This window comes from Bosea vaviloviae (assembly GCF_001741865.1).
Classification (GTDB): domain Bacteria; phylum Pseudomonadota; class Alphaproteobacteria; order Rhizobiales; family Beijerinckiaceae; genus Allobosea; species Allobosea vaviloviae.
In genome coordinates, this window is sequence record NZ_CP017147.1 from 83,179 (window position 1) to 108,141 (window position 24,963).

19 protein-coding genes are annotated in these 24,963 nt (G+C 66.1%); 10 read left to right on the top strand and 9 right to left on the bottom strand.

The features are described from left to right. The first annotated feature begins 1 nt into the window (after position 1). Together BHK69_RS00370 and BHK69_RS00375 are read left to right on the top strand one after the other, a co-directional pair. The gene (locus BHK69_RS00370) at positions 2-1,042 is read left to right on the top strand and encodes an N-acetylglucosamine-6-phosphate deacetylase (RefSeq protein WP_069688382.1); all 1,041 of its coding nucleotides are present in this window, start codon (positions 2-4) and stop codon (positions 1,040-1,042) included. An 84-nt stretch (positions 1,043-1,126) separates the two neighbouring features. Continuing rightward, complete coding sequence (locus BHK69_RS00375; protein ID WP_069688383.1) at positions 1,127-2,320, top strand: ABC transporter substrate-binding protein; 1,194 nt, start codon at positions 1,127-1,129, stop codon at positions 2,318-2,320. A 286-nt stretch (positions 2,321-2,606) separates the two neighbouring features. Here the strand turns inward: BHK69_RS00375 and BHK69_RS00380 are convergent, their stop codons facing one another. Next, positions 2,607-3,434 carry a phosphogluconate dehydrogenase C-terminal domain-containing protein gene (locus BHK69_RS00380; protein WP_069688384.1) on the bottom strand — a complete coding sequence of 276 codons (828 nt, stop codon included), beginning with the start codon at positions 3,432-3,434 and terminating at the stop codon, positions 2,607-2,609. Between the two features lie 168 nt (positions 3,435-3,602). Continuing rightward, positions 3,603-4,034, bottom strand: a complete 432-nt coding sequence (locus tag BHK69_RS00385) for an Lrp/AsnC family transcriptional regulator (protein WP_069693243.1) — start codon at positions 4,032-4,034, stop codon at positions 3,603-3,605. Between the two features lie 122 nt (positions 4,035-4,156). On the opposite strand from BHK69_RS00385, the gene BHK69_RS00390 reads away from it, so the two are divergent. From BHK69_RS00390 to BHK69_RS00420, 7 genes are all read left to right on the top strand, one after another. After that, positions 4,157-5,281 carry a saccharopine dehydrogenase family protein gene (locus BHK69_RS00390; RefSeq protein ID WP_069688385.1) on the top strand — a complete coding sequence of 375 codons (1,125 nt, stop codon included), beginning with the start codon at positions 4,157-4,159 and terminating at the stop codon, positions 5,279-5,281. A 211-nt stretch (positions 5,282-5,492) separates the two neighbouring features. Then, the gene (locus BHK69_RS00395) at positions 5,493-6,965 is read left to right on the top strand and encodes a M81 family metallopeptidase (protein ID WP_069688386.1); all 1,473 of its coding nucleotides are present in this window, start codon (positions 5,493-5,495) and stop codon (positions 6,963-6,965) included. 89 nt (positions 6,966-7,054) lie between these two features. Then, positions 7,055-8,683, top strand: a complete 1,629-nt coding sequence (locus BHK69_RS00400) for an amidohydrolase (protein ID WP_069688387.1) — start codon at positions 7,055-7,057, stop codon at positions 8,681-8,683. A gap of 143 nt (positions 8,684-8,826) precedes the next feature. Then, positions 8,827-10,398: an ABC transporter substrate-binding protein gene (locus BHK69_RS00405; RefSeq protein ID WP_069693244.1), complete on the top strand. Its 1,572-nt coding sequence runs from the start codon at positions 8,827-8,829 to the stop codon at positions 10,396-10,398. A 68-nt stretch (positions 10,399-10,466) separates the two neighbouring features. Beyond that, the gene (locus BHK69_RS00410; RefSeq protein ID WP_069688388.1) at positions 10,467-11,402 is read left to right on the top strand and encodes an ABC transporter permease; all 936 of its coding nucleotides are present in this window, start codon (positions 10,467-10,469) and stop codon (positions 11,400-11,402) included. 14 nt (positions 11,403-11,416) lie between these two features. Continuing rightward, on the top strand, positions 11,417-12,238 hold the full coding sequence (locus tag BHK69_RS00415; protein ID WP_069688389.1) for an ABC transporter permease: 822 nt from the start codon (positions 11,417-11,419) through the stop codon (positions 12,236-12,238). 32 nt (positions 12,239-12,270) lie between these two features. Next, positions 12,271-13,242 (top strand): succinylglutamate desuccinylase/aspartoacylase family protein, encoded by a 972-nt coding sequence (locus tag BHK69_RS00420; RefSeq protein WP_069688390.1) that lies wholly within the window; start codon positions 12,271-12,273, stop codon positions 13,240-13,242. A 65-nt stretch (positions 13,243-13,307) separates the two neighbouring features. On the opposite strand, the gene BHK69_RS00425 is transcribed toward BHK69_RS00420, so the two are convergent. From BHK69_RS00425 to nagA, 7 genes are all read right to left on the bottom strand, one after another. After that, complete coding sequence (locus BHK69_RS00425) at positions 13,308-13,994, bottom strand: AroM family protein (protein WP_083269028.1); 687 nt, start codon at positions 13,992-13,994, stop codon at positions 13,308-13,310. 192 nt (positions 13,995-14,186) lie between these two features. Next, positions 14,187-15,857: an OPT/YSL family transporter gene (locus tag BHK69_RS00430; protein ID WP_069688391.1), complete on the bottom strand. Its 1,671-nt coding sequence runs from the start codon at positions 15,855-15,857 to the stop codon at positions 14,187-14,189. Positions 15,858-15,910: 53 nt separating this feature from the next. Then, a complete protein-coding gene (locus BHK69_RS00435) occupies positions 15,911-19,762 on the bottom strand; it encodes a hydantoinase B/oxoprolinase family protein (protein ID WP_069688392.1) in 3,852 nt (1,283 codons plus the stop codon). A gap of 5 nt (positions 19,763-19,767) precedes the next feature. Continuing rightward, the gene (locus BHK69_RS00440) at positions 19,768-20,484 is read right to left on the bottom strand and encodes an IclR family transcriptional regulator (RefSeq protein ID WP_244548364.1); all 717 of its coding nucleotides are present in this window, start codon (positions 20,482-20,484) and stop codon (positions 19,768-19,770) included. A 293-nt stretch (positions 20,485-20,777) separates the two neighbouring features. Further along, complete coding sequence (locus BHK69_RS00445) at positions 20,778-21,389, bottom strand: 2-dehydro-3-deoxy-6-phosphogalactonate aldolase (RefSeq protein WP_069688394.1); 612 nt, start codon at positions 21,387-21,389, stop codon at positions 20,778-20,780. 8 nt (positions 21,390-21,397) lie between these two features. After that, positions 21,398-22,348, bottom strand: coding sequence for a 2-dehydro-3-deoxygalactonokinase (locus BHK69_RS00450; RefSeq protein WP_069688395.1), 951 nt, complete (start codon positions 22,346-22,348; stop codon positions 21,398-21,400). 74 nt (positions 22,349-22,422) lie between these two features. Then, positions 22,423-23,508, bottom strand: coding sequence for an N-acetylglucosamine-6-phosphate deacetylase (gene nagA / locus BHK69_RS00455; RefSeq protein ID WP_244548365.1), 1,086 nt, complete (start codon positions 23,506-23,508; stop codon positions 22,423-22,425). A gap of 191 nt (positions 23,509-23,699) precedes the next feature. On the opposite strand from nagA, the gene murA reads away from it, so the two are divergent. Continuing rightward, positions 23,700-24,959 carry a UDP-N-acetylglucosamine 1-carboxyvinyltransferase gene (murA, locus tag BHK69_RS00460; protein ID WP_069688396.1) on the top strand — a complete coding sequence of 420 codons (1,260 nt, stop codon included), beginning with the start codon at positions 23,700-23,702 and terminating at the stop codon, positions 24,957-24,959. Positions 24,960-24,963 lie beyond the last annotated feature (4 nt).

A 24,963-nucleotide genomic window follows, 5' to 3' on the forward strand; every position in this document is an offset into this window, starting at 1 on the left:
GATGCGGATCTCGGCCGGTCTCGTCGATCTCCAGGTCAACGGCTTCGCCGGCGTCGACTTCAATTCCGGCACGATCACCGCCGCCGAATTGGACCGGGCGCTGGAAGCGATGCTCGCGACCGGCGTCACGACCTGCCTGCCGACGATCATCACCGCCCATCCCGATGAATTGGAAGCGCGCTTCAAGGCGCTCGACGCCGCGGTCGCCGCCAGCCGGCTGGGGCCGGCGATGTGCCCCGGCTACCATCTCGAAGGCCCCTTCCTGAATCCCGCCGCCGGCTATGCCGGCTGCCACCCGCCCGACGCGATGACGGCAGCCGATTCCGGACTCGTCGAGCGCCTACAGAAGGGGCTCAAGCGGCCGATCCTGATGGTGACGGTCGCGCCGGAAATCGCGGGCGCCGCGGCGCTGATCCAGGCCATGGCCCGGCAAGGGCGCATCGTCGCGCTCGGCCACACCGCCGCCGATTTCGATCAGGTCGCGGCGGCAGCCAATGCCGGCGCCACGCTCTCGACCCATCTCGGCAACGGCATGCCGCAGACCGCCCACAAGCTCGCCAACCCGATCTTCGCCCAGCTCGCCGAGGATCGGATGTGGGCGAGCTTCATCGCCGACGGCATTCACATCCATCCCAAAGCCCTGCAATCGCTGATCCGGGCGAAGGGATTTGCACGCTCGATCCTCGTCACCGACGCGGTGGTCGGCGCGGCAGCCGGGCCGGGCCGCTACGATTTCGCCGGCATGAGCGTCGAGCGCCTCGCCGACGGCTCGGTCCGGCAGACTGGCACCGCCCTGCTCGCAGGCTCGGCGCTGTGCCTCGATGCAGCCATCCGCAACGTCGTCACCTGGGGGCTCGCAACCCCGGATGAAGCGATCGCGATGGCCTCGCGCCACCCGCTTGCCGTGCTTGCGCCGGCCTTGGCCGCTCATGGCATCGCACTCGCGGACAGCGAGGTCGAATGGTCCGACGCTCTCAAGGTCCGGCGCGTGCGGATCGACAGAATCGAACGCCGTTTCGGCACGATCGAGACGGTGCATTAGAGCGTTTTCGAGCGAAGTGGATACCGGTTCGCGTGAAGAAAACGCGTTGGAACTAGCCAGTCACAACAACAGGGGAGAGACCGGATGAAACAGGATCTTACGAGCATCAACCGCCGCACAGTGCTGGGCGGTCTGGGCGCAATCGCAGCCGGTGCACCGGGCGCTTTCGCCGCTTCGCCTCCACTGCCGAGCGCGCCGGTCACGATCAGCATCATCGATGTCGGTGGTGCGCTCGCCCTGATGCAGAAAGCCTTCGAGGATTACCGCACGGCCAACCCCAAGCTGGTCTCGCGCATCGCCTTCGTGAAGGCGCCCGCACCTGAGCTCGCCAGCAAGATCAAGGCGCAGCAGGATGCCGGCCGCGCCGACATTGACCTCGTCCTCACCGGCAGCGATGGCCTCGCGGCCGGGCTCGACCAGAAGCTCTGGCTGAAGATCCTGCCCGACTTCGCCGACAAATTCCCAAAGATCGAAGAGAACTACGAGCCGGCGGCGCTCAACCTGCATAAGGTCCAGGGCGACGGCTTCGGCGTCGTGGTCAATTACTACCCGTCAGGCCCCCTGCTCGAATACGCCCCCGAGCGGGTGAAGGCCGTGCCGACGACGGCCGAAGAGCTGCTCGCCTGGGCCAAGGCCAATCCGGGCCGCTTCATGTATGCCCGCCCGACCAATTCGGGACCGGGCCGCACCTTCATGATGGGCCTGCCCTATATCCTTGGTGACAAGGACCCGCAGGACCCGGTCGGTGGCTGGGACAAGACCTGGGCCTATCTCCAGGAACTCGGCCAATACATCGAATATTACCCGGCCGGCACCGGCGCGACGATGAAGGAGTTCGGCGACGGCTCGCGCGACATCATCATCTCGACCACCGGCTGGGACATCAATCCACGCGCGCTCGGCATCGTCCCGAAGGAGGCGAAGATCCAGACCCTGAAAGGCTTCCACTGGGTCTCGGATGCCTTCTTCATGTGCGTGCCCAAGGGCGTCCCCAATGACCGCCTCGCCGTGGTCCTCGACATGATGGCCTATGTGCTGACGCCCAAGGCGCAGGCCTATGCCTATGACGAGGGCTATCTCTATCCGGGCCCGGCGGTGAAGAACGTGCCGCTCTCGCTCGCCCCGGAAAGCAGCCAGAAGGTCATCGCCGAATTCGGCCGCCCGGAATATGCCGACCTCATCGCCAATAATCCGATCGAGCTGCCGCTGAAGCCCGAGAAGATGGTCGTGGCCTTCCGCAAATGGGACGAGCTGGTCGGCGCAAAGCGCGCGCGATAGGGCGTAAGCTTCGCCGCGCAGATCCGGGATCCATCGCTGGGCGTCATTCTCGGGCAGTTCTCTCAAGAACGAACACTTGCCCCGAGAATCTCATGACCAGAGCACTCTGGTTTACGAGATGGTCGGGTCAAGCCCGACCATGACGCGCTTCGGATCCCGGACCGGCGCGGAGTTTATCCTTGGGCTGATCGCAGATCGGACCCGAGGGCCCCGCCCGGGGTGACCGCGTGTTTACATGGGGAGCCCAATCACCCGAATTGAGCCCGATTATTTCAGGTCAGCCCCTTCAGGTGATGCGGCGCACGCTCTCGGCGATTTCCTCCGGCTCGAAGAGCCGCTTCCAGTCCGGCTTGAGGATCGTGTCCTTGCCGAAGACGATCGCTTTGTTGCAAGCGTCGGAGAACACGCCCTGGACCTGCTCGAAGGTCACGGCGGCGAGGATGTTCATATGGCCGAGCAGGAAATCGCGCGCCGCCTCGCGCGGCACGCCGCGCGCGATCGCCTCCTCCATCGCCTCGCGCATCGCATCCAGCAGCGTAGCGCAGACGGTCTCCGACAGGCCCGGCTCCAGGATCGCCATCTGCTCGACCGTGACCCGGTGCGAGCGCATCACCGGCGCCCAGATCGCACGCGCGACCTCCTCGCCGAGCGCATAATGCGCGTCGGGCCCTTGCATCAATGCGTTGACGATATGCTGCTTGGCGGCGATGCCGCCGAAATGGTCCGCCTTCGCCGCCGGATCGGTCTCGTCGTTGAAGATCGGCGGATGGCAGGGATGGGTGACGAAATAGGTGATGTCGGCGCGCTCAGGCAGGTGGCCGGCATGCGGGGCAGCCGCATCGAGGATGACGACCATGGTGCCGGGGGCGAGCTTCGGCACGAGGTCATGCGCGACCGCGCCGACAGCGGTGTCCGGCACCGCCAACACCACCACATCGGCTCCCTGGATGGCCTCGGCCGCGTCGACGCAATCCATGCCATAGGCCTGCTTCACGCGCTCGCGGCCGGACTGACTGACCTCGACATGGCGCGTCTGGAAACGCGATCCGGCCAGGTTGCGCCCAAGCCGCATCCCCATCTTTCCGCCAGCGCCGAACAATGCAACGACCGTCATGCGTCTCTCCCGATAGCCACCTGCTTGAGCAGGCTGTTTGGTATGCAAGCTGATTGGTATGCAAGCTGATTGATGTGATTGAACCCGGCGCATCCTGAGAGACGGCCGGCTGGGATCAAAGCGGCTGCACCAGCACCTGGCAAGCCATGGAATTCCCTGCGTCGGCAGCTAGCGCTCGATCCGCGTCGAGAGGATGATCGAGGACATCGTCCGCTCGACGCCCTCCAACCCGCCGATCCGGTCGATAAGCTGGTCGAGCTCGCCGATCGAGGGCGCCACCACGATCGCGATCATGTCGAAATGCCCGCTGACGGAATGCAACGTCCGGACCTCGGGAATCCGACGCAGCTCCGTCTCGACCTTGGGCGCGAGCTTCGGCATCGCCGTGATCAGCACATGCGCCTTGACCAGCCCCTTCTCATGATCGTCGGAGAGGCGCGCGGTATAGCCGGCGATAACGCCGCGCCGCTCCAGCCGCTCGATCCGACTTTGTACGGTGGTGCGCGACAGGCCGAGCTTGCGGCCGAGCTCGGCGACCGAGGCGCGGGCGTTCTCGGTCAAGAGCACGAGCAGGAGGCGGTCAGTCTGATCGATCGTCATCTTGTACAATGCTTACGGCGATCTGCCGAAAAATGCCATATGAATCGTCGTGTTCATGGCTTCTATCCGATGAAGCCGCGAGCGACCATCGTTTTCAGGAATAGCAGCTGAGGACGAAGACGATGCGGGACGTGGTGGTGGTTGGCGCGGGAAAGATCGGGGCGACGATCGCCGATCTGCTCGGCGGAAGCGGCGATTACCGCGTCGTCGTGGCGGATCGTTCCGACGTTCAGCTCGCCGGCATCCGCAAGAGCACGACCGTCTCGACCCAGACGATCGACATCGCCGATGCCGCAGCCTTGAACCGCTTGCTCGCCGGCCGCTTCGCCGTGCTGAGTGCCGCGCCCTACGATCTGACGACGTTGATCGCAGAAGCTGCCGCCCCGCTCGGCGTGCATTATCTCGACCTGACCGAGGATGTCGCGAGCACGAAGCGCGTCAAGGAGCTGGCTGTCGAGGCCAAGGCCGCGCTGATCCCGCAATGCGGCCTCGCGCCCGGCTTCATCTCGATCGTCGCGGCCGATCTGGCGCGCGATTTCGACACGCTGGACTCGCTCAAGCTCAGGGTCGGCGCCTTGCCGCAATATCCCTCCAACGCGCTCGGCTACAACCTGACCTGGAGCACGGACGGGATCATCAACGAATATTGCGAGCCCTGCGAGGCGATCGCCAATGGCGAGCATGTCCTCGTCCCGGCGCTGGAGGAGCGCGAGGAGTTTTCGCTCGACGGCGTCACCTACGAGGCCTTCAACACCTCGGGCGGGCTCGGCACGCTCTGCGAGACGCTGGCCGGCAAGGTCCGCACGCTGAACTACCGCACCATCCGCTACCCCGGCCATTGCGCCCTCATGAAGGTGCTGCTGCAGGATCTGCGCCTGGCCGATCGTCGCGACGTGCTGAAGGACATCTTCGAGAACGCACTGCCGAGCACCTTGCAGGACGTCGTCATCGTCTTCGTCACGGTGAGCGGACGCAAAGGTGGCCGCCTCGTGCAGGAGACCTACGCCCACAAGATCTATAGCGGCCTGGTCGACGGCGTGACGCGCAGCGCCATCCAGATCACCACCGCGGCGGGCATCTGCACGGTGCTCGATCTGCTCGCCGATGGCACGCTCCCGCAAAGCGGCTTCGTCCGACAGGAGGACATCACGCTTCAGGCCTTCCTCGCCAACCGCTTCGGCAAGGTCTATGCCCGAGCGCAAGACCATGGCGACATGCCGGCGAGTGGGACCAGCCGCGCCGCCTGACAAGGCGGCGAGCATATCCGCCCGGGCTCGGCAAGCGCCCGAATGCAGGGAGCACATGCACGCAAGGGAATTGGCAGCACCCCGAACGACCGGCCACAACAGTCGAAAAGGGTATTGGGACAGGAAACGACCAGAGCAGGATGCGAGAAGGCCGGCACCGGCTTTCGCGTGAAACCTGCTCTTCATCCGGCTCTGGGAGGGCAACGAGGCGATGGGGCTGCGCGTACTGATCGCGGAATTCATGCATGAGACGAACACCTTCAGTGTTCAGCTCACCGGCCAGGACGCCTTCGAGGCGCATGGCGTCTATCTCGGCAACGCGATTCCACAAGCCTTTCGTGGCACGCGAACCGCAATGGGCGCAGCCTTCGAGGCCGCCGAGAGTTTCGGCTGGAACCTGGTTCATCCGCTCGTGACGGGTGCCAACCCCTCCGGCCGCGTCTTGGACGCGGCTTTCGAGCTCTTCGCCGGCCATATCCTCGACGCCAGCGCCGGCGTCGATGGCGTATTGCTGCATCTCCACGGTGCGATGGCGACGGAAAGCTCCGATGATGGCGAGGGCGAGTTGCTCGCCCGGCTGCGCAAGCGGCTCGGTCCCGATACCCCGATCGTCGCTGTGCTCGACCTCCACGCCACCCTGACGCAGCTCATGGCCGACAGCGCCAATGCGCTGATCTCCTACCGCACCTATCCCCATATCGATCAGTACGAGCGGAGCTGGCAGGGCGCGCGCTTGCTCGAGAGGGCCATGGCCGGCGAGATCAGCCCGAAGGTCGCGGTCGCCCGCCGCCCGATCCTCTACGCGCTCGACGGCGGCCGCACGACCTCGCCGCCCTTCAAGGAATTGCTGCGTCGAGGCGACGCCCTGGAGGCCTCCGGCGAGGCGCTGGTCGTCAGCGTGCAGGCCGGCTTCTCCTCCGCCGATGTCCACGATATCGGCCCCTCCGTCGCCGTCACCGCCAATGATCGCGGCCAGGCTCAGGCCATCGCCGAGGAGCTGATGGACTATGCCTGGGAGCAGCGGCATTTCTCCTCGATCAGCTTCACGCCGCTGGCTGAAGCCATGGCCCGCGCCAAGGCTGGCGAAGGGCGACATGACAAGCCGCTATTGATCTCGGACTATTCCGACAATCCGGGTTCCGGCGCCTATGGCGACGCGACCAATCTGCTGCGCGCCGTGCTCGATGCCGGGCTCCGCAATGTCGGCTTCCACGCGATCCGCGATCCGCAGGCCGCTCTTGCAGCCCAGGCAGCTGGCGTCGGCAACCGGGTCAGGCTCGAGCTCGGCGGCAAGGTCGATCCATCGACGGGCGGCGGACCGCTCGATCTCGATGCCCATGTCGTGGCGCTGACCGACGGCCACTTCATCGCCTATGGCCCGATGGGCGGCGGCGTCTGGCGCAATTACGGCCTCTCGGCCCTGCTGCGCGTCGATGATGTCGAGATCATCGTGATCACTCATAACGGCCAGGCGATCGATCTCGCCCAGTTCACCTCGCTCGGCGTCGATCTGGCCCGCAAATCGACCCTGATCGTCAAATCGATGCAGCATTTCCGCGCCGCCTTCGAGCCCGTCGCATGCGAGGTGCTGGAGGTCGACACCGGCGCGCTCTCGACCCGCAACTTCAAGACCCGGCCCTACCGCAAGGTGCGCCGGCCGATCTTCCCGCTCGACGACATCTGACGACGACCGGCCGTGAAGCGCCGGCAACCACAAGACAACCGGAGGACAGCGATGACCAAGGCGAGCGAAGTGGCAGCGAGGTCCCGCCCATGAGCGTGCAGGCCGATATCGTATTGCGGAACGGCCCGATCTGGTGCGGCCGCGAGGATGGGGTCAAGCAGGCGCTGGCGCTCTGGCAGGGCAAGGTGCTCACTGCCGGCCAAGACAGCGAGATCGCGCCGCTGATCGGCCCCAGGACACGGGTCATCGATCTGAAGGGGCGGCTGGCGACGCCGGGCCTGAACGATTCCCATCTCCATCTGGTCTCCCTCGGGCTGACCATGGACTGGGTCGATTCAAAGCCTGCCGCCGCGCCGACGCTGGAAGCATTGCTCGGCGCCATCGCAACCCGCGCCGCCAAGGCCAAGCCCGGCGAATGGATCCTCTCGCGCGGCTACGACCAGACCAAGCTCGACACCGGCCGTCATCCCTTCCGCGAGGAACTCGACCGCGCAGCCCCTGATAATCCGGTCATGCTGGTGCGCACCTGCGGCCATATCGCGATCTGCAATTCGGCGGCGCTCGCGCTCGGCGGCATCGACGAAGCCTCGCCGACGCCGCAAGGCGGCCTGATCGAGCAACAGAACGGCCGGCTCACCGGCCTGCTCGCCGAGAACGCCCGTGCCCCGATCCAGGCCGTGATCCCGCTGCCGAGCGAGGCCGAGATCGTCGCCGCGATCGAGCGCGCCGGGCATTACCTGCTCTCGCTCGGCATCACCAGCTGCATGGACGCCGCCGTCGGCCAGAAGGCGGGCTTTGCCGAGATCGCTGCCTATCACCGCGCCAAGCGTGACGGCCGCCTGCCGGTGCGCACCTGGCTGACGCTGCTTGGCGACGAGGGCCGCTCGATCGTGCCGCAATGCCATGCCGCCGGGCTGATCTCGGGCACCGGCGACGACATGCTGATGATCGGCGCGGTCAAGCTTTTCCTCGACGGTTCGGCCGGCGGCCGCACCGCCTGGATGAGCCAGCCCTATCTCGGCGAAGACAAGACCACCGGCGTCTGGATGCTGGACGATGCCGAGCTCGAGCGCATGGTCATGGATATCCATGCCAAAGGCTATCAGCTCGCCTGCCACGCCATCGGCGACGCCGCGATCGAGCAATTGATCGCGGCCTATGAAAAGGCGCTCAAGGCCCATCCCGATCCGAACCGGCGCCATCGCGTCGAACATTGCGGTTTCTCGACGCCCAAGCAGCATGAGCGCATGGTCGCGGCCGGCATCTATCCCTGCCCGCAGCAGGTCTTCATCCACGATTTCGGCGATGCCTATGTCAAGGTGCTCGGGCCGGAACGGGCTTTGCCGAGCTATCCGTTCAAGACCTGGTTCGATCTCGGCCTGAAGCCCGCGACCGGCAGCGACGCGCCGGTCTGCGACCCAAATCCCTTCCCGAACTTCCACGCCATGCTGACCCGCCAGACCTGGCGCGGCACGGTGATGGACGAGGCCCAGCGCGTCTCGATCGAACAGGCGCTGCAGGCCTATACCGAATTCGGCGCCTTCTCGCAGAAGCAGGAGGCCGTGAAGGGGAGGCTCGCCCCTGGTTTCCTGGCTGATGTCGCCGTGTTCTCGCGCGACCTGTTGACGGCGGCGCCCGACGAGATCTTGAAAGACACATGCTGCGATCTGACGATCCTGAACGGGCGGATCGTCCATGATCGTCTCGGTCTCGCCTGAAACCATCTCCGAGAGGGAGGACGCGCGCCTGAACTCCGTTATAGTTCCAAATGGAAGTAATCGATTCCGGCAAGAACGCCGGGACGGAATTTAAAAAACTGGGAGGAACTACCGTGCTCAAGAAATTAGTCTTCACGACCGCGCTGACGCTGGCAGCGTTCAGCGTGCAAAACTTCGGCGCCCAGGCACAGGAACCGCGCCGGGGCGGCACCATCCGCTTCACCGCGCCTTATGCGGCGTCCTTCGTCAGCAATGACAGCCACGTCTCCAACCAGATCCAGGACGACATCTACGGCAAGGCGCTGCACCGCTCGCTCTACAATTGGGATTCAGCCAACAACAAGCCGGTGCTGGAGCTCGCCAAGAGCGTCGAGGTTTCGGCCGACGGCCTCGTCCACACCTTCAAGCTCAGGGACGACGCGCTCTTCCATAACGGCCGCAAGATGGTCGCCGACGACATCATCTGGACCTTCACGCGCCTGATGGACGGCTCGAAGAGCTATCCCGCCGCGCGCTATGTTCGTCTGCTCAAGGGTGCGATCGATGTCGAGAAGGGCCAGGCCAAGGAGATCTCCGGCCTGAAGAAGATCGACGATTTTACGCTCGAGATGACCTTCACCGAGCGCACCGAGCCCGGCTTCCTCTTCAACGCCGCGACGACGTCGATCTACCCCGCCAAGGAGGCCCAGGCCCCCGACTTCTTCAACAAGCCCATCGGGCTCGGTCCGTTCAAATTCGTCGAGCATGTTCCCGGCTCGCGCATGGTCTTCGAGCGCTGGGAGAAGTTCTATAAACCCGGCAAGCCCTATGCCGACAAGCTGGTGATCTCGCCGATGGGCGAGGCTGCTGCCCGCGACGTCGCCTTCCGCAACAAGGAGATCGACGTCTCGATCCTGGGGCCGACGCAATATGTCGCCTACAAGGCCGACCCCAACCTGTCGAAGGGCATCCTTGAGGTCGCCGAGGTTTTCACCCGCAATATGGGCATGAATCCAGGCTTCAAGCCCTTTGCCGACAAGCGCGTGCGCCAGGCGATCAACCACGCCATCGACAGCGAATTGATCATCAAGCGCCTCGTCCGCGACAAGGCCTATCGCGCAACCGGCTGGCTGCCGCTCTCCTCGCCGGCCTATGACAAGGCGATGCAGCCCTATGACTTCAATCCCGAGAAGGCCAAGAAGCTCCTGACCGAGGCCGGCTATCCCGACGGCTTCGAATTCGAATGGACGGCGACGCCCAATGAGAGCTGGGGCATGCCGATCGTCGAGGCGACGATCCCGATGCTGGCCAAGGTCGGCATCAAGGTGAAGGTCAAGCCGGTCGAGGGCTCGGCGCTGGGTGGCATCGTCGCGAAGGGCGATTTCCAGGCTTATATCTGGTCGAACACCTCGGGCCCCGATCCGCTGACGGCGATGAAGTGCTTCCACTCGGCGACGCCGCAGAGCGCCTGCAACTACACCACCTACAAGAACCCCACGGTCGACAAGCTCCTCGACGAGGCCGGCACCACCGGCGACGTCAACAAGCGCCTCGACCTCGTCAAACAGGCCAATGCGATCGTCTATGCCGACGCGCCGGTCTGGTTCTTCAACTACAACAAGGCGGTGCTGGCCTATCAGCCCTGGCTGCACGGCCTGCAGCCGAACGCGACGGAGCTTGCCCTGCAATATTTCGAGGATCTCTGGATCGACGCCTCGTCGCCTGCGGCGAAGTAACCCTCCCGCGCCAAGTCCCTGCGCCCGGCGGCTCGTTCCGCCGGGCGGTTCATGGCCAGGAGCTCCCCATGCTGCCCTATGTCTTCAAGCGATTGCTGCAGGCCGTGCCGATCCTGCTCGCCGTCGCGGCGCTGGTCTTCGTGATGTTCAGCGTGATCCCCGGCGACTTCGCATCCACACAGTCGTCCGATGGCCGCTCGGTCATCGATGCGGAGGCGGTGGCGCGGATGAATATGCAGTTCGGTCTCGACGAACCCGTGCATGTGCGCTTTGGCAAATATGCCGCGAAACTGCTGACGTTGGACCTTGGGACATCCTTCAGGACACGTCAGCCCGTGGTCAACTCACTGTCGGAGCGGATCTGGCCTAGCTTGCAGCTAGCCATGGCCGCGATGCTGTTTGCGATCGCCTTCGGCGTCCCGCTTGGCTTTCTTGCTGCTCTCAAGCCCGGCGGATGGGTCGACATGCAGTCGATGGTCGTCGCCGTCTCCGGCCTGTCTCTGCCGCAGTTCTGGCTCGGCCTGATGCTGATGTACACCTTCGCCCTGTTGCTCGGCTGGTTCCCCAGTTTCGGCTATGGCGACGGCAATCCGCGCTATCTCGTGCTGCCGGCTGTCGCGCTCGGCGTGGCGCCGCTGGCCCTGCTGGCACGAACCACGCGGGCTGCCGTGCTCGAGGTGATGAACGCAGACTTCGTCCGCACAGCGCGCGCCAAAGGCAACAGCGAAGTCCGGGTGATGCGCTGGCATGTGGCGCGCAACGCGGCTGTCATCGTGCTGACGACGCTCGGCCTGCAGTTCGGCTCGATCATGGGCGGCGCCGTCGTGATCGAGAAGCTGTTCGCCTGGCCGGGAATCGGGTCGCTGCTGGTCGATAGCGTCTCGTTGCGCGACATACCCGTCGTCCAAGCCTGCATCCTGCTGCTCGTGCTGTTCTTTCTCATCGTCAATATCATCGTGGACGTGCTCTGCGCGTTGATCGATCCACGCATCAAGTACAGCTAGGGTCGAGCAAACCTATGAAATTTAGAGCTAATCTCTGGATCGGCGGCGTGCTTTTCGCAGCGGTGATCGTCGGTGGCACTCTGGCGCCCTGGCTGGCGCATACAGATCCGGTCATGGACGCCAACCTGATGAATGCCGAGGTGCCGCCCGGCGCCGAGTTCTGGTTCGGCACCGACGCGCAGGGGCGCGACATCTACAGCCGCGTGCTCTACGGCGCGCGCATCTCGTTGACCGTCGGCATCGTCTCGCAGTTGATCAACACCCTGATCGGGGTCGCACTCGGCATGTCGGCGGGCTATTGGGGCGGCTGGTGGGATGATTTCGTCAACGGCCTGACCAATCTGATGCTCTCGATCCCTTCGCTGATCTTCGCGCTCGCCATCATGGCGATCCTGCAGCCCGGCCTGACCAGCCTCCTGATCGCGCTCGGCCTGACCAACTGGTCCTATACCTGCCGACTTTCGCGGGCGGCGACGCTTTCGATCAAGCAGCAGGGCTATGTCGAGGCGGCGCGCTCCTTCGGCAGCGGCAATACGCGGATCATGCTCAAACAAATCCTGCCCAATATCGCCGGCCCGATCATCGTCATCGGCACGCTGGGAATGGGCGGGGCGGTGCTGGCGGAGGCTGCCCTGTCCTTCCTGGGCTTGGGCATCCGCCCGCCTTTCCCGAGCTGGGGCTCGATGCTCTCCGATGCGCGCGACCAGATCACTACCGCGCCCTGGATCTCGGTCTTTCCGGGGCTTGCCATTTTCATGACCGTGCTCGGCCTCAACTTGCTGGGTGACGGCCTGCGCGACATCCTCGACCCCCACTCGCAAACGCGCCGCGCTTGAGCGGCGATCGACTCCCGGAACCAAAACCGACCATGACGACGAAACCCAGCCCTGACGCCGCAATCGATCTCGCGCCGCTGGAAAGCGTGCGCTTCCACGGCCTCAAGGCCGGCCCGAAGCTGATCGTGCTCGGCGCAGTCCATGGCAACGAGACCTGCGGCCCCGACGCAATCGCCCGCGCCATTGCCGATTGCCGGGAGGGCCGGCTGACGGTCCTGCGCGGCGAGGTCACTTTCGTGCCCGTCGCCAATCCCAAGGCCTATCGGCAGAACACCCGTGAGGGCGACCGCAACCTCAACCGCGACCTGCGCGAGAAGCCCCTGCCCGCCGATAACGAGGACCGTATCGGCAACCGCCTCTGCGCCCTGCTGCGCCAGCACGATGTCCTGCTCGACATCCACTCCTTCAAGGGCGAGGGCGAACCCTTCGTCTTCTTCGGCCCCGAGAACAACACCGGCGAGCTCGAAGCCTTCCGCCACGCCACGGAGGAAGCGGCCTTCGCCGCCTGCCTCGGCCCCGACGTCCTGACCCATGGCTGGCTTCCCATCTATGCCCGCCAGATCGCGGCGCGCGAGCGGTTGAACCTGCCGCCGCTCTCGCTCACGGAGGGTTTCGGCACCACGGAATATATGCGCTTCGCCGGGGGCTACGGCGTCACCCTGGAATGCGGCCGGCATGACGACCCCAACTCGGCGAATGTCGGCTATGCCGCGATCCGCAACGCGCTCAGCCATCTCGGGCTGGTCGATGCGCCGCCGCTCGCGCCCTTGCAGCGCACGGTGATCGACATGGTCGATCAGGTGCTCTGCGAGGCAGAAGGCGACCGTCTCGAAGGGATCTGGAAGACCGGCGACCGCATCGCAGCTGGCCAGGTGATCGCGCGGCGCGCCAATGGCGACCCGGTCGCGGCAGCCCACGACGGCTTCACCATCTTTCCCAACGCCACCGCGAAGCTCGGCGAAGGCATCTGCTGTCTCGGCGTGGCGAGTGCGCGCCGCCCCTAGAGCATTTTCGAGCGAAGTGGACACCGGTTCGCGTGAAGAAAATGCGATAAAACAGGGAGCTAGATCTAGACGATCTCGGAGACCAGCTTCGCGATCAGGCTGTTGGACAGGATGACCGGCAGCCCGGACGCCTCCGCCGCCTCGCGGCGATGGCTCTCGACGAAGCCCATGCAGTCCATCAGCAGGATCTGCGCGCCGCGCTCGGCGAGATCGCGCGCGGCCTCCGCCAGCGCCGGGCTCGGCTCCGCATAGGGAGAGGCCGCGCCATGGAGCGGCTCCTGGCCGAGCGCCGCCCATTTGCCGGCTTCGCTGGCGATCTGCTCGGGGATCGGCACGATGATGCCGAGCCGCGCCCCATGCGTCAGGGCTGCGACCGTCGGCGGCAGGATGCGGTCGGGCTCGATCAGGCGCGCCCGCTCGCAGGAGAGCGTCTCGAAATGGCCGGTGCAGAGCATCAGGATCGTGCTGCAGCCCTCGGCTTCCAGCATGGCGAGCTTGGCCTGCGCCGCCGCTTCCGTCTTGCTCCTGTCGATGATGACCGAGGAGCCGTCGAGCAGTTTGGTGATCAGCATGGCCTCGCCCGGACGGGCTGCGAAATCGCGCTCGATCTCGGCTCGGCTCAAACCGTCAAGCACGCCGGCATGACGGCGCGGCGTCCCCGCATCGATGACGGCGTCGAGAATGGGCGTGATGTCGGCGCGCGGCGCCTGGCCGATGGTGAGCGTGCCGAGTTTGCGGGCCGTCATCGTCATGGTGGGATCTCGTCGTTATGGGGCAGCCTGCGTGCCGGGAGGAGCCCCGGCACGCAGGCTCGGGCGCTAGAGCCGGACGATTTCAGATCGGGTCACAAAGTGATCCGATCTGAAATCTGAATCCGTCTCTCATCAAAAAGGTAGAGCAGCATCGATTGTGAAAAACCGGTTCCCACTTTTTCGCCTCCTGCTCTAGCGCTTGAAGCCCTTCAGCACGGAGTCGAAGAAGCTGAAGATCGCGTCGCCCGCGATGACGCCGGCGGCAAAGACCTCCATGTCGCCTTCGCCGCTCGCGCCGCGCAGCTTCTCCCAGATCAACCGGCAGACGATGCCGAACAGCACGGCCCAGCCCGCCATCGGGAAGTTGATCAGCAGGCCGGTCGCGAAGAGCACGCCGATCTGGCGCTTGGGACCACCGGTGAACTGCAGGATCGCACCCGGAATCGCCCACATGAACAGCGACCAGGCAACGCCCGGCGCAACGCCGGCCTTGATCGTCGCCGCATAGACCTTGTCGACCGGAGCGACGAGGTTCTGGGCGAAATAGCTCTGATAGGAGACCAGGACCACGATGCCGGCGATGACGAAGGCGAACATCGCCGCAAAGAGCTGCTGGCGGCGACCGTCGAGCTCGAAGGCGGGATCGACGCCATTGCCGCGCAGGATGTAGCCGGCCTTGAGGTCGTAGCCCATATCGGCGAAGGCCGGCCCCGTCGCGGCGGAGAAGCCGACGAGCAAGGCCAGAGCCGGGATGGGGAAGCCGATCAGCATGCCGATGATCAGCGTGATCAGCGCTACCGCGAAGGCCGGGAACCAGCCGGAATGCATCGCCGCCAGGCCGACGATCAATTCATGCACATAGGCCGCAAAGGCCGCATAGAGCACGAACAGGGTCAGCATGCCGATCGACATGTCGCTCATCAGCCCGCCGGCCACAGCGATGAACACGGCGATGACGAGATAGCCGATGGTGCCCAGGCCGAGCGCGCGGCGCACCGCGGCGTCCGACGTACCCGCGGCAGCCTCGGCCTTCCGGGCGGCTTCGTTGCGCTGCATCAGCAGCTGCACCACCTGGAACAGTGCCACGACACCCGCGCCGATCATGAAGCCGTGCGGGATATAGGCCGCCATCAGATCGCCCTTGGGGATCAGCGTGGCGAAGGTCTCATTGTTGAAGAGCTGGCCGGAATAACCGCGCAGCAGCAGGCCGATGCCGAACATCGTCAGCGCCCAGATATTGCCGATGAAGGCCACACCGAAAGCCGACATCGGAATGCCCGAGACGGCGGTCGAGCCGACGAAGCCGATCGCAGCCAGCGGGATCTTGATGAAGGACACGGCGATGCCGGTGACGAAGCCGACACCCATCAGCACGGCCTTGCGGCCACCCTCGTCACCGGCCTTGATCGCCTCGGCGGCGGCGACGCCGGGAGGCCAGGCCCCGGTCGCGGGGAAGACGCGCGAGTCGAACATCCGGTAAAGCAGATAGGCGTCGAGCAGCATCGCCATGAAGGCGCCGGCGAACATCGGCAGGACCAGATCGGGACGCCCGAGCAGGAAGGGAATGCCGATCGGCAGGAGCAGGCTGTTGGCGGCGCCGAAGGTCGCCGACGAGATCGCGCTCTGCGCCAGGTTCTGCACATGGATCGAGCGGTAGCGCAGGAACAGCCCGAGCGGCAGGCGCGCCAGTGCCATCGCCGCCATCGCGCCGATCAGCGAGGTGTTGGCGGTGACGCCGAGCGACACCAGCAATTGCATGCCGATGATGGCGCCGAAGACGCTGAGGATGCCGATCAGCACCAGCGTCGCCGGCTCGAACAGGCTCGGGTGCTTCTGCGGCCCCGCCCCGGTAGGTTCAGTCATAGGTAGTCCCCCTCTTTGCCCCTTTCGGGCTTGAACGCCGATTGGCGATGATCTCAGCCGGAGGCAAACGCGCCGGACTTGGTCTCCTGCTTGTCCTGCAGCGCCTCTCCGCTCGCGACGCCGTAGTCGCGCCTGGCAGCCTCAGGCGAAACGAAGCCCAGGGCGATGTCGCGGGCGATGGCGTCGGGTGAGCGTTTCGAAGCCGCGCCGTAGCCGGCACCGCCGGCCAGGACGAGCTCGACTATCTCTTGGGGATGCATGACCTGGACCAGTTGGCCGGTGCCGACATCCTTGAGCACGTCGCCGGCCTCATTGAGCACCCGGCCCGAGGCACCGCCGCCCGGCTTGCCGCCGAACAGACCGGGGATCGGGTTGTTGACGCCCTCAGGATAAAGCGAGACCAGTGTCGGCAGGCCGTCGGCCGCGAGCTTGCGCAGCTTGACGCGCTGGCCGAGGCCGCCGCGCTGCTGGCCGGCGCCGCCGGAATCCTGGAGATAGGTCTTCTCGACGACCAGTACGGGAACGCGCGCCTCGAAGGTCTCGATCGAGGTGTTGGCGGCCGAAGTCGGGTAGAGCAGGCCCGATTTGCCATCGCCATGGGCGGAGCCGCCCTGGCCACCGCCGACGAAGAGCATGTCGGAATAGGTGCTGCCGGCCTCGTCCCGACCATAGACATTGGCCGCCACGGGCAGGCCGGTGAAGGCCTGGACCTGTTTCGGTGCGGCCTGCGACAGCGCCCGGAAGATGTTGGGCGCGATGTACCAGCCGGTGCGGGTGCGCAAATTGACCGCCAGCGGCTTGTCGCAGTTCAGGATCGAGCCCTTGGGCACATCGAGCGTGAAGGCGCGGTAGCAACCGGCATTGCCGCGCACATTCGGCGTCAGCATGCATTTCAGCGGGTAGGTCGCATGCGCGCTGGTGTAGTTCAGCGTGCAGTTCAGCCCGCCCTGCGCCAGCTGCGGCGGCGCTCCGGCGAAGTCGAGATGGATGGTGTCGCCCTTCACCGTCAGCGCCAGCGGATAGGTCATCGGCGTGCCCAACGGGTTGTTCGAGACGGTCCCGTGATAGGTCCCGTCCGGCAGCGCCGAGATCGCCTCGCGCATCGCCTTTTCCGAACGGTTCTGCACCACGAAGGCGAGCGCGCGCAGATCCTGCATACCGTAATCGGCCATGAAGGATTGCAGGCGCTCGGCGCCGATGGCGTTGGCCGCCACGAAGGAGTGCAGGTCGCCGAGCACCTGCTCGGAATTGCGGACGTTCTCAGCCAGCAGCCTGACCAGCGTTTCGTTGATCCGGCCAGCCTCGTAGAGCTTCATCGGCGGGATCTGGAAGCCTTCCTCATAGATCTCGCGGGCCCGCAACGAGTCCTTGGTGCCGCCGATGTCGGAGACATGGCCTACGGTACCCATCAGGCCGACGACGCGCTCGCCGAGGAAGACCGGCGTGACGATGGCGATGTCGAAGAGATGGCCGGCGCAGAGCCAGGGATCGTTGGTGATCAACACGTCGCCGGGCTTCAGCGTCTCGGCCGGGTAGCGCTCCAGCAGCGCCTTGACCGCGCGCGGCAGCGTCAGGTTGAACACCGGCATGGCGCGCGGGCTATGCGCCAGCGTCTCGCCCTCCGGATCGAGCAATTCGCAGGCGAAGTCCTGTGATTCCGAGATCACCAGCGAGAAGGCGGTGCGGCAGACGGTCAGCCACATCTCCTCGACGACGTTGACGAGGCGGCTCCACATGATCTCGAGCGAGATCGGATCGGCCTCGATGCGGCGCGCCGCTTCCGCCATCGGCATGTCGGCGGTGATGGTGACTTCGGCCGCGCTGGTGCTGGCGACGCTGATCAGCAGGTTCATGACCTCGTCGATCGCCACCGTGTCGCCCGGCGGCACGATCGTCGTCGCCTCGCGCTCCTCGATGATGGCCGGCCCGCTGATGTGGTCGCCGGGACGCAGCGCATAGCGGTCATAGACCGTGGCCGCGCTCCAGCCGGTCTCGAACCAGGCCTGGCGGCTGCCCTTGATCTTGGCGCTGGCCTCGCCCCCCCCAGTGGCGCCGGAGAGCGAGAGCGTCGGCGCAGGGCCGACGCAGCGGACGCGGAAATTGATCGCCTCCAGCCGCGCGCCCTCATAGACCGAGGTGTAACGGGCCGAATAGGCCTTGGCGAAGGCGGCGCGGATTGCCTCCAGGCTCGACGCGTCGATCGTCCCGGCCGGAAGATCGACCGCGATATCGTGCATCTGGCCGACGAGGCGCATATCGGCCGAGCGCTCGACGGCGATGTCGGCCGGCTTCACGCCGGCGTCGAGAAGATGCTTGCGCCCTTCCGCCTCCAGCTCGGCCAGCATGGCGTTGACTGAAGCAGCGTCGAAGCCGTCAGTGAATTCGACCGGCAGCGAACGGACGAGATCGAAGGACAGCGGCGCGGCCAGGAAGCCGAGCGCCGAAGCCGCGCCCGAGGCCGGCGGGATGATGACCTGGCTGACGCCGAGCACGCGCGCGACATCGACCGCATGCGCCGGACCGGCGCCGCCGAAGCCGACCATGGCGTAACGGCGGGGGTCCTTGCCCTTCTCGACGAGATGGACGCGGGCGGCAGCGCCCATGCTCTCGGTCACGACCTTATGGATGCCCCAGGCGGCCTCCTCGATGGAAAGGCCGAGTGGGGTCGCGATCGAGGCGACGGCCTTGCGAGCGGCTTCGAGATCGAGCGCCATGCGCCCGCCGAGGAAGAAGCCTGGATCATAATAGCCGAGCACGAGATTGGCGTCGGTCACGGTCGGCTTGGTGCCGCCCATGCCGTAGCAGGCCGGGCCCGGATCGGAGCCGGCCGAATGCGGGCCGACCTTGAGCAGGCCGACTTCGTCGATCGCCGCAATCGAGCCGCCGCCGGCGCCAATCTCGATCATGTCGATGACGGGCGCCTTGATCGGCAGGCCGGAGCCCTTGGCGAAGCGGTTGACGCGGCCGGCCTCGAGCATCGGCGCGATCTCGGCGCGGCCGTCCTCGATCATGCAGGCCTTGGCGGTGGTGCCGCCCATGTCGAAGGAGATCACATCCTTGTGGCCGGCGAGTTCGCCGAACAGGGCCGTCGCGAGCCCGCCGCCCGCCGGGCCGCTTTCCAGCAGGCGGATCGGGAAGGCACGCGCCGTCTCCGGCGAGACCAGGCCGCCGGCCGAATGCATCAGGCGTAGCGCGCCGGCAAAGGAACGGGCCGCGAGTTCGCGCTGCAGCCGCTCAAGATAGCGCCCCATCAAGGGCTGGACATAGGCGTTGGCCGCCGTGGTGACGAAGCGCTGATATTCCCAGATCTCGGCGACGACCTCGCTGGAAATCGAGACGGTCAGCTCCGGGAAGGCCTCGCGGACGATGCGGCCGGCCTCGCGCTCATGGGCGGTGTTGCGATAGCTGTTCAGGAAGCAGATCGCGATCGCCTCGCAGCCGGCGGCGGCGAGTTCGCCGGCAGCCTTGCGCACGGCATGCGCGTCCAGGGCCGTGACGACCTTGCCGTCGCGGTCGATGCGCTCGGCCACTTCGAGCCGATGCTCGCGCGAGACCAGCGGCTCCGGGAAGGTCAGGAACAGATCGTAGATGTCGTAGCGCTGCTCGGTTCCCATCTCCAGGATGTCGCGGAAGCCCTGGGTGGTGATCAGGCCGAGCTTGGCGCCCTTGCGCTCGATCACGGCATTGGTCACCAGCGTGGTGCCGTGGACGATATCGCCGATCTCGGCCAGCGTGATGCCGGCCATGGCAACGAGTTCCTCAAGGCCGATCAAAGCGGCCTCGGACGGGTCGTGCGGCGTGGTCAGGCGCTTGTGCAGCCGGACCGAACGCTCCACGCCGTCATAGAGGATGAAATCGGTGAAGGTGCCGCCGATGTCGAAGCCGATGCGCCAACGCGTGCTCATGGAGCTCACTCCGCGATAGAGGATGAGAGGGGGATGAAGCGGGGATCCTTGGTGATGGCGGCGATCGCGGCCGCTCCCTGACCAAGGGAGGCGATGATGGCGGCCCGCTCGGCCGCACTGGCCATCGCCGCCGGAAAGGAAATGCAGAGCGCGACCTCGTCGCCGCTGACGGGATCGCCGACCGCGACCGAAATCGCGCCGACGCCGCGGACGGCCTCGTCCTCGGATTCGGCATAGCCGCGGGCACGCTCGGCCGCGAGGCGGGCGAACAATTCGTCGAAACTCTGCGGCGCCGTGGCCGATGGCGGCGCGAAGCCGCCGGCATAGAGGCGGCGGATCTCGTCATCGGGCAGCCGCGCCAGCAAAGCCCGGCCGGTGCTGGAGGCGAAAGCCGCGATCCTGTCGCCGATCGCTGTAACCACCCGCAGCGCATGGCGGCCGGGATGAGCGGTAACACCGATGATGTCGGTGCCCTGGCGTACGCTGATATAGCCGGTATGGCCGATCTCGGCCGAGACACGCGCAACGACCGCGTCGGCGCGATCGATCAGGGAAGCCGAGAAGCGGTAGACCTGCCCAGCCTGATGCAAGAGAACGCTGGGCCGGTAGCGCTTGCTGTCGCCGACCGTCTCCAGAAGCCCGGCATCCCGCATCGTCCGCAGCAGCCGCGACGCGTTGCTTTTCGGCATGTCGAGCAAAGCGACAAGGTCCGTAACCGTCACATCGTGACGCGTGCTGGAGAAGCAACGAAGCACATCAGCGGCTGCGAGCAGGATGGACAATCGAGCGCATCTCATAAAGTTCCATTAAATGGAACTTAAGTTGCAATAACAGGAACATATACGCCGCTGCGATCGGGAGTCAATCGAGCCATCACGGCCCGACATGTCCCGCTCGCCCGCGAGATCGCTTCATGCAGGCAACCACATGCAAAAGCCGCGCGAGGAGGCGCGCGGCTTTGCAAAAATCTTCGTGGGAACAGAGGTTCTAGCTAGCGGGCGTCAGGCCACGCGCTTCAGACGAGCACCTGCGCAAAAGCCTGCGCCGTGGCGCGGATCTGCTCGCGTGTCATGCCGGGCTTGTAGAGCGCCGAGCCGAGGCCGAAGCCGCCGGCGCCGGCCTTGCGATAGGCCTCGACCTTGTCGGGGCTGATCCCGCCGACCGGGACGAGCAATGTCCCCGGCGGCAGCACGGCGCGCCAGGCGCCGACCACGGCAGGCGGCATCTGCTCGGCCGGGAACATCTTCAGCGCATCGGCCCCGTTGGCGAGCGCCGCGAACGCCTCTGTCGGCGTCGCGACGCCGGGCACGCAGGTCAAGGCGCGCTCCTTGGCCGCCCGCACGACCGCCCCGTCGCTATGCGGCATCAGGATCAGGCGCCCGCCCGCTTGCTCGACCGAGGCCACGGCGTCGGGGCTCATCACCGTGCCCGCGCCGATCAGGATGTCGGGAAAGGCGCGCGCCAGCGCCTCGATGCTGCGCAGCGGCTCGGGCGAGTTCAACGGCACCTCGACGATGCGAAAACCCGCCGCGATCAATTCCTCGGTGAGGCCGACGACCTCGTCGGGCTTCACGCCGCGCAGGATGGCGATAAACGGAAAAGCGCGGAGCGCATCGTGAAAGCTCATGCTGGACCTCAGGCGATCAAGGCGTTGCGGCGGGCGATGTCGAACAGGCCGAGAAAGGCTGCATCGTCGATCCAGGCGCTGTCGATCCCGGCGGCCTGGAGGCAGAGCCGATAGGAACGCGCCAGATCCTCGCGGCAGATCAATTGAACGGGACCGGGCGCACGATCGCCGATCAGTGCCTTCGCCTCGCGCACCTCCTCGCCGATCAGCAGGCCGGAGAGATAGCTCGGCAACTCCTCGCTGGTGAATCGGTGGAACAGCCCGGTCGTCCTGACCGAGAACAGACGGTGCAGCAGCGCACCCGCTTCGTCAGAGAGCGCGAGCCTGCAGCCCGCCTCGAAGGCGGCGGGAGCGAAAGGCGGCTCGCTCTCCTCCGGCATCAGCTTGCCCAGGATCGAATGCCGCTTGAGCAAACCGTAGAGCTCGCCGGTCATGAAAGTGTGGAAGCGGGCGATCCTCCCCTCCTCGACCACGACCCATTTGCTGTGTGTGCCCGGTAGCACGAAGACGCCGCTGGCTTGCTCGTTGCTGGCTTGCCCATTGAGGCGCAGGCCGCCGAAAACCTGGACCTCCTCGCCCCGGATGACATCCGGCGCTGGCCCGGCCTGATCGCTGACGAGGCCCGGCACGAGGCCGATCCGGCCGCGCCCTTCCACGTCGATATAAGCGATGCCGCGCGCCAGATCCTCAAAACTGGCGGGGCAGGCGACATAGGGAGCCTCGCACCAGCCCTGGCGGCTGCCGACCATGCCCGATGCCAGGACGGTCGCCGTGGGATGGCGGTCGAGCCAGGGGCCGAACAGGCTCTCGAAGCGCTCGGCATAGTCGCGCCCCAGCATCGCCATGACGCCGTCGCCCGATTGCAGCCGGTCGAGGATGGTGCCGTCGCGGTGCATCAGCGCCGCCCGCAGCGATGAGGTGCCCCAGTCGATGGCGATCAGATGCGAGGCTGGGCTCATGGGCGTAAAGGTCCGGCGTAAAATCAGGCGGCCGGAGTTATGCAGCCTGCGGGCGAAGCCGCAAGCGCGGATCGTCAGGGTCGCCCATCGATCCAGGTCGCGAGCACGCTTGTCGCGTCAAAGGCGACAAGATCGGCCCGGTAGCCGGGCACGATCCGTCCAAGCTCCTTGTCCAACCCGAGAAAGCGCGCCGGCGTCCGCGAGGCCATGATCAGCGCATCCTCGATCGTCACGCCCATCAGCCTGACCGCGTTGCGCACGGCCTCGATCATGCCGAGATGCGCGCCTGCGAGCGTGCCTTGCGCATCGGTCAAACGCCCATCCTCCAGCGTGATGGCGCGGCCATGCAGCAGGAAGGATGCCTTGTCGGAGCCGACAAGCGACATCGCATCGGTGACCAGCATCAGCCTGTCGCGCCCCATGGCACGGAAGGCGGCGCGCAGATTGACCGGGTCGACATGCAGGCCGTCGCAGATGATCCCGGCGAAGAGGCGTTCATCCGCCAGCGTCGCGCCGACGACGCCCGGCGTGCGCGGCGTCATCTGCGACATCGCATTGAAGAGATGCGTCACACCCGTCGCGCCATCGTCCACGGCCGCCGCGACCTCAGCCGCGGTTGCATCGCTATGGCCGATCGCGATGCGCATGCCCGCAGCGGCGAGCCGTTTCAGGACGGCCCCGTCGACCTGTTCCGGCGCGAGCGTCAGGAACGAACGGCCCGTCATGCCGAACCGCGCCAACAGCGCGATCTCCGCCTCGGCGGGCAAGCGGATATGCGGCAGTGGATGGATGCCCTTGCGCGCCGGATTCAGAAAGGGGCCTTCGAGATGAAAGCCCAGCACGCCCGGGACCGCCAGCGCCTCGCCGGCGATCGCGGCGAGCTTGGCCAGGCGGTCCGGTGCGTCGGTGATCAATGTCGGCAGCAGCCCGGTCGTGCCGAAACGGCGATGCGCAGAGGCAATCGTGCGGACCGCCTCGACGGAGGGATCGTCATTGAGCAGGACGCCCCCGCCGCCATTGACCTGGGTGTCGATGAAGCCCGGTGCGAGCAGGCTGCCGGCCGGCAGTTGCCTTGCAGGCAGCCCCGCTGGCGCAGCGCCCGGCTCATGCAGCGCGACGATGATGCCACCGGCGATCTCGACCGAGCACGGTCCCAGCATCCGCTCGCCGTCGAAGAGCTGCGACGCCGTGATCAGATGCGGGCCTTGGATCAGATGAGGGCCTTGCCAAGAAGGAGAGGGATCGCGATGCAAGGGCTGAGGACCGTTCGCGCGGCGCGACGCCGCCTTGTTGTGGTCTTGTCTTGACAAGACCAGTATAACACCATTCAGCTCGTCACAAGAGGAACCTCATGGATCGGCTCAGGATCGTCGGCGGCAAGCGGTTGGAAGGCGCGGTGACCATCGCCGGCGCCAAGAATGCGAGTCTGCCCCAGATCGCAGCAGCCCTTTTGAGCGACCAGCCGCTGACGCTGACCAACCTCCCCGCCGTGAGCGATATCGACAACATGCTGGCGGTCGTCCACGCTCATGGCGCGACGGTCACGCGCCATGATCCTCATTCCGCCACGATCGACGCCGGCCCGGCCAATGGCGGCGAAACGCCCTACGACACCGTCCGGCGCATGCGCGCGACCGTGCTCGTGCTCGGCCCCTTGCTCGCCCGTTTCGGAGCGACGCGGGTCTCGCTGCCCGGCGGCTGCGCCATCGGCGCGCGCCCGGTCGACCTCCACGTCAAGGCATTGATGGCGCTGGGCGCCAGGATCGAGATCGAAGGCGGCACGATCGTCGCCGAGGCAAATGCGGGGCTGAAGGGCGCGCGCATCGTGCTCGGCTCGCCCTCGGTCGGCGCGACCGAGACCGCGATGATGGCCGCGACCCGCGCCAAGGGCGAGACCGAAATCGTCAACGCGGCGCGCGAGCCGGAGGTCGCCGACCTCGCCGATTGCCTGATCGCCATGGGCGCGCGCATCGAAGGCGCCGGCACGCACCGCATCCTGATTGCCGGCGACACCGATTTCCGCGCAACGCAACACCAGATCATCCCCGATCGCATCGAGGCCGGAACCTATGCCATCGCCGCCGCCATCACCGGCGGCCAGCTTGAACTGACCCATGCCAGGCTCGAACAGATGGCCTCGGTCGCGCAGGTGCTCGAGGCAGCCGGCGTCAGGATCTGGCCGGGCGATCGCGGCCTGATCGTCTCCGGCGACGGCGCCCTCACCGGCGTCGACATCAGCACCGAGCCCTATCCGGGTTTCCCGACGGATCTGCAGGCGCAGTTCATGGCCCTGATGACGCAAGCCGCCGGCGCGGCGATGATCCGCGAGACCGTATTCGAGAACCGGTTCATGCATGTGCCCGAGCTCCAGAGGCTCGGCGCCAACATCACGCTGCAGGCGACGACCGCGCTGGTGCGCGGCGGCTCGCCCCTCAGGGGCGCGCAGGTGATGGCGACCGATCTGCGCGCCTCGGTCTGCCTCGTTCTCGCGGCCTTGGTCGCCGAGGGCGAGACCATCATCAACCGCGTTTACCATCTCGATCGCGGCTATGAGCAGCTCGACGTCAAGCTCCGCCGCTGCGGCGCCGACATCACCCGATTGAAGGATTGAGCGC

What these genes read in the sequence shown, in the direction of transcription:
- BHK69_RS00370 (WP_069688382.1), top strand. Translation starts at nt 2, where the DNA reads ATGCGGATCTCGGCCGGTCTCGTCGATCTCCAGGTCAACGGCTTCGCC.
- BHK69_RS00375 (WP_069688383.1), top strand. Translation starts at nt 1,127, where the DNA reads ATGAAACAGGATCTTACGAGCATCAACCGCCGCACAGTGCTGGGCGGT.
- BHK69_RS00380 (WP_069688384.1), bottom strand. Translation starts at nt 3,434, where the DNA reads ATGACGGTCGTTGCATTGTTCGGCGCTGGCGGAAAGATGGGGATGCGG.
- BHK69_RS00385 (WP_069693243.1), bottom strand. Translation starts at nt 4,034, where the DNA reads ATGACGATCGATCAGACTGACCGCCTCCTGCTCGTGCTCTTGACCGAG.
- BHK69_RS00390 (WP_069688385.1), top strand. Translation starts at nt 4,157, where the DNA reads ATGCGGGACGTGGTGGTGGTTGGCGCGGGAAAGATCGGGGCGACGATC.
- BHK69_RS00395 (WP_069688386.1), top strand. Translation starts at nt 5,493, where the DNA reads ATGGGGCTGCGCGTACTGATCGCGGAATTCATGCATGAGACGAACACC.
- BHK69_RS00400 (WP_069688387.1), top strand. Translation starts at nt 7,055, where the DNA reads ATGAGCGTGCAGGCCGATATCGTATTGCGGAACGGCCCGATCTGGTGC.
- BHK69_RS00410 (WP_069688388.1), top strand. Translation starts at nt 10,467, where the DNA reads ATGCTGCCCTATGTCTTCAAGCGATTGCTGCAGGCCGTGCCGATCCTG.
- BHK69_RS00415 (WP_069688389.1), top strand. Translation starts at nt 11,417, where the DNA reads ATGAAATTTAGAGCTAATCTCTGGATCGGCGGCGTGCTTTTCGCAGCG.
- BHK69_RS00420 (WP_069688390.1), top strand. Translation starts at nt 12,271, where the DNA reads ATGACGACGAAACCCAGCCCTGACGCCGCAATCGATCTCGCGCCGCTG.
- BHK69_RS00425 (WP_083269028.1), bottom strand. Translation starts at nt 13,994, where the DNA reads ATGACGATGACGGCCCGCAAACTCGGCACGCTCACCATCGGCCAGGCG.
- BHK69_RS00430 (WP_069688391.1), bottom strand. Translation starts at nt 15,857, where the DNA reads ATGACTGAACCTACCGGGGCGGGGCCGCAGAAGCACCCGAGCCTGTTC.
- BHK69_RS00435 (WP_069688392.1), bottom strand. Translation starts at nt 19,762, where the DNA reads ATGAGCACGCGTTGGCGCATCGGCTTCGACATCGGCGGCACCTTCACC.
- BHK69_RS00445 (WP_069688394.1), bottom strand. Translation starts at nt 21,389, where the DNA reads ATGAGCTTTCACGATGCGCTCCGCGCTTTTCCGTTTATCGCCATCCTG.
- BHK69_RS00450 (WP_069688395.1), bottom strand. Translation starts at nt 22,348, where the DNA reads ATGAGCCCAGCCTCGCATCTGATCGCCATCGACTGGGGCACCTCATCG.
- nagA (WP_244548365.1), bottom strand. Translation starts at nt 23,508, where the DNA reads ATGCTGGGACCGTGCTCGGTCGAGATCGCCGGTGGCATCATCGTCGCG.
- murA (WP_069688396.1), top strand. Translation starts at nt 23,700, where the DNA reads ATGGATCGGCTCAGGATCGTCGGCGGCAAGCGGTTGGAAGGCGCGGTG.